This window comes from Mesorhizobium sp. M7A.F.Ca.CA.002.05.1.1 (assembly GCF_003998335.1).
Taxonomy (GTDB): domain Bacteria; phylum Pseudomonadota; class Alphaproteobacteria; order Rhizobiales; family Rhizobiaceae; genus Mesorhizobium.
On the sequence record NZ_RZQI01000531.1, the window covers coordinates 1 to 4,234 of the forward strand.

Sequence of the window (4,234 nt, forward strand, 5' to 3'; positions counted from 1 at the left end):
GGCAAAGCCATTATGGCGCACCGCCAGATTTCGCCATCGAGTGCCCAGGTCGCCCTGCTGATTGCTGGCACCCTCGTTGCTGCGGCGCGGACGCAGACGCGACGGAGATGGCTGCGGCTCGGCTGGGGGAAAGCCGACAACCGATCTGCGAGATGCGCGCCACCGCAAACTATGTCCAAGGCGGCGCCCCATTTCGAAAAAACGAAATCGGCACCGTGCTCGACCACCAAAACCTCGGCTAGATACGGTTCAAGCACACCAAACTCGTTGGGAAGGAGACTGCTCTCCGTTCGTCCGGCGACCTGCCCGAACCTAGCGACCCAAGCCTCCACGATGCAGCGGGCAGCAACCTTGAGGTCGCGGTCTTCTAGCCGGACGAAGGGCGCTTGGTGCCGATCTGCACGATACTGATCCAGGTGGGTCATTTGTCGCTCCGACTTCAGAGGTAGCGTCTCATTCTCAGTAGATCGTGAGAGCCGGAATGTATTACAGTTGAAACCGCTGATTTTCAGAAGGAACGGTTTGCCGCACACATTCTCCGTTCATGCGGTCCGATAGGACGCAGAAATTTCGGAAGCACCGCGAGCCGGAACCGGAATTGGCTATCATGTATCAAACCGCCGTCGAAAAAGTGGGGACGGCCTTTTCGAGGTGTGACACCCGCGGCGACTGAAAGCAGGCGCGACGAGCAGCCTGCGGCACGGGGCCTGCTGGACGGGCCTTGGCTGGCGATCCCGGAGGTAGACCAGCCGGAGCGGGTATCCGCCCGCGGAAAATGCGAATGCTAGGGCCATCCTGCATGGAGAAGGAAATCGGCGCATCTGGCGATGTCGTCGACGTTCAGCGCACTACGGCAACCGTCAGGCTCTACCGGCGGAGATCATCGGTATCACCGATGAGATGGTAGGTGGACAAACGGTCGATCCCGCCGCTCTCGGTGCGCTTGTCGATCTGGCCAATCTCGTCAATTCGCCACAGTGCGGGTTTCGACAGGCGTCTATCGCAATCTTTATCCCGAAACCATGCGTGTGCCCGGTAACCGAAGTCGCTCGCCGGATCACGGGGTTTGAAGGGACCAGACCTGTTCCATGATTGAAATCGCGCGGACGACGATTGCCACGCCGTTTCCATGAATGGTGTCGCGAGATCAATGTCGCTTATACCGACAGATTCCGGTTTTTCGATCCGCTCGAAGCCTTCGGTGAGTATCCCGAAAGAGGCGCCCAGGACATCGATCGAGTTCTCGCTCGTCGTTACGGAGTCTTGCGGGGGGAACCACGGGATCTCCAGTCGGAGGAGGAGCTCTTGCCGGGGAGGGGGAGCGACAAGGCCTGGGCTTCCGACGTGGACCGCGTTGATGTCCTGGGCTGGTGCGATATTTACCTGGAAGGAGCAGTAGCGTCTTTTGAGAACGCGGCAGCAATTTCCATATCGCCGGGCGGAAGGATATCTGGCCAGCGGCCGAGGTTCCTCAGTTCCTCGCCGTGCAAGGCGAAGTGAGCCACGGGGGGACGTCAAAGCTGGAATGCGTCGCCACCGGGAATCCTGTGCGCGCAGGTGACTCTGCATCCTCCACCTCCTGAAGAGAGCAATTGCGTTCAGGACGGAATACGATCGCAGATATTGGCACCCGAAGGCGGGCGGCAGCGCCGGCGCCATGTTCCGCGCGCCCTTTGCAGAAGCCGCGAGGTTCCTATGCGTCCTAGCTTTTCCGGTTCCGGGCCTGCGCTAGGCGGTTGCGACCTGAGCCGGTGCGGGCCTATTCGCTGTGGATGCAACGGCCACGGCCTTGTCGGCGCCAGTAGATGATGACCGCGGCATCGACTGCAACCATCACCAATGTGCCGATGCCTGTGCGAAAGCGGAGTGGTGTGGTGCTTGGAAGACATGACCACATTCACGCCAGTCTTGACGCTTGTGTGGCGTCTCTCGCGACGAAGACAAGTAAAAAGACGATTGCAGCAGGAATAACAACGCCGCCCAACCCTATCATTTGAAAGACGATGGCGCCCACGGCCACACCGATGAAGAAACCCGCAATGATCATGAAAGTCGGCAGCAGATTCAGTGAAAGGGAGCGGTTCAAAATGCTATCCGCCAGGTCTATGGACAATTGGGTTGTGTTAGTTGTCATTACGTTGGTCGACCCGTAGCCGGTCAGCAACAACCGTGCCGTGGCGCTCTGCACACCCATGGCCGCGAGCCCGAACAGAGCAACCTCCGCATTCAGTCCATCCGATGCCCGGAACAGCCAAGTCGCTGCAAGTACAGTTAGTAGCACCGCCTCGACACCTAGCATGACCGTTAGGGCTAAACGATCAGTGCGGGCGACCAAGCGTACGACAAAAGTTGCGAGCATGCCGGAAACGAGGAACACTGGTATCGCGAGTACTTTTAGCCCGTACTTGTCATTGGGGTTCAAGAGTTCAGAGCCTGCAACAACAAAGCTCCCCGTCGCCTGCGCAACAAAAAATCCCTGGAAAGCTAGGAAACTGCAGGCATCCACAAAACCTGCCACGAACGCCAGGGTGGCCGGTAAGATCGGCTTCGGGATCAAGGTTGGTTTGGTCGGTTCACGAACGATGGAGCTATGCATCTGAGAGCGGCCCTTCGGTGGTTCTACCATCGCGGTATCAAGGACAGCCTACACACGGGGCGGCAAGATAAGAATCCTCCCCATGTATATTGTTTAGACCAATGATTATTATCTCTGGTATGCGCAAGTACGATGGCGTTGATTGATGGTACAGATGGTTTCGAAGGGATAATGTCAGCTGCATGATACGAACATTGTGCGCAAATCCCTAAAAGGCGAGGCTAAATACGCGTGCTTGTGGCTGTTATGTTGCGCCTCGGCCTAAGCCTGGGTCTTTGTATTTGAAGAGCCAGCGAAAGGTGCGCATCAGGGGTTGTCAGACCGCTCGGTGGCGTCGCCGCCCCCGAGGGCTTGGGGCTTGCTACCCGAAGTCCTGTAGCAGTTCGATGCTGGCGGTGGCGAGACATACCGAAGCTAAATGAACAACGAGAGTCTTGATGGCTCACATAGAATCGGCCTTGCGGTCGCGGTAGTGCGCGAAGCTCAGCTAACGAGTTCATTCCGGGAGGGCGTGTGTTCCAGCAGTCGAAGCCCCTTCATTCACTTTCGGGGAGGGCCTGCGTGACGTAGCGGTTGCCACTGTGATGGCGGGTCTTACCCCGGAACACCCAATAGGCATGGGCTTGATAGGCCAGGACGATCGGGATGACGATCATGAGCCCGGTACCGGCGAAAGCTAGCGTCTGAGGATCGGCGGCGCCGTTCCAGATGGTGATTTGTCGCGGCACGACATAGGGCCACAAGCTGACGACGAGGCCGCCGAAACCGAGCAGGAAGATGACCAGCGCCAGCAGGAAGACCTCGGCTTCGCGGCCGATCCAGATGCGGCGCCAGATGGTCAGCAGCGCGGCGACCGTGAGCGACGGCACGGGTGCGAGGAAAGCGATGTTCGGCCAGGCGAACCAACGCGCGGCGACCTCCGGAACACTCCAAGCGCTCCACCCACTGACCGCGAGCATCATGCCGGAGGTGAGGATCAACGCAGAATGGGCGATCTCGCGGGCGAACACCTGCGTCGGCCCATCCGTCTTCCAGATCAGCCATCCGGCGCCGAGCAGCGCGTAACCGCCGACCAGCCCGGCTCCGCAGGCAAGGCCGAGCAGGCTGACGAAATCGAACGTGCCGCCGGCGAATATGCCGTTCTCAATCGTCACCCCGTTGATCAGGCTGCCGAGGATAAGCCCCTGACAGAGCGTTGCGAGCAGCGATCCACCGGCGAAGGCGATGTCCCAGATCCAGCGGAATTCGCCTGCTTGCAGACGGAATTCGAAGGCGATGCCCCGGAAGATCAAGGCGAACAACATGAACATTACCGGCAAATAGAAGGCGGGCAGCAGAACGTAGTAGCCGGCGGGAAAGGCGGTAAGCAGCAGCGTGCCGCCCATGACCAACCAAGTCTCGTTGGAGTCCCACACGGGTTCGATGCTGGCCATCATCAGGTCGCGATCCTCGTTGCGCGGCGCAAGCAGGAACAGCATGCCGACGCCGAGATCAAAGCCGTCGGCCAGCACGTAGATGGTGACGCAGAACGCCGCGAGTGCTGCGAACAGCACAGGAAGATCGGCTGCGAAGAATGCGGACATGGCTTACTCTCCTGATGCGAGGCGGGTTTTGTCGGCGAGCGCGACAGCCGGAGCC

3 protein-coding genes are annotated in these 4,234 nt (G+C 59.4%); 1 reads left to right on the plus strand and 2 read right to left on the minus strand.

Features of this window, described 5'->3' with window-relative positions; all coding sequences use genetic code 11:
* A partial coding sequence (locus tag EN939_RS38595) for a hypothetical protein (protein WP_206528322.1) occupies positions 1 to 242 on the plus strand: 242 nt, incomplete at its 5' end.
* Positions 243 to 1,897: 1,655 nt separating this feature from the next.
* On the opposite strand, the gene EN939_RS23220 is transcribed toward EN939_RS38595, so the two are convergent.
* Together EN939_RS23220 and cydB are read right to left on the minus strand one after the other, a co-directional pair.
* Positions 1,898 to 2,596 (minus strand): YoaK family protein, encoded by a 699-nt coding sequence (locus tag EN939_RS23220; RefSeq protein ID WP_164748741.1) that lies wholly within the window; start codon positions 2,594 to 2,596, stop codon positions 1,898 to 1,900.
* Between the two features lie 536 nt (positions 2,597 to 3,132).
* Entirely contained in the window at positions 3,133 to 4,179 is a 1,047-nt protein-coding gene (gene cydB / locus EN939_RS23225) for a cytochrome d ubiquinol oxidase subunit II (protein WP_127269965.1), read from the minus strand.
* Between the last annotated feature and the right edge of the window lie 55 nt (positions 4,180 to 4,234).

Coding starts and splice junctions, on each gene's coding strand:
- EN939_RS23220 (WP_164748741.1), bottom strand. CDS start 2,596: ATGCATAGCTCCATCGTTCGTGAACCGACCAAACCAACCTTGATCCCG.
- cydB (WP_127269965.1), bottom strand. CDS start 4,179: ATGTCCGCATTCTTCGCAGCCGATCTTCCTGTGCTGTTCGCAGCACTC.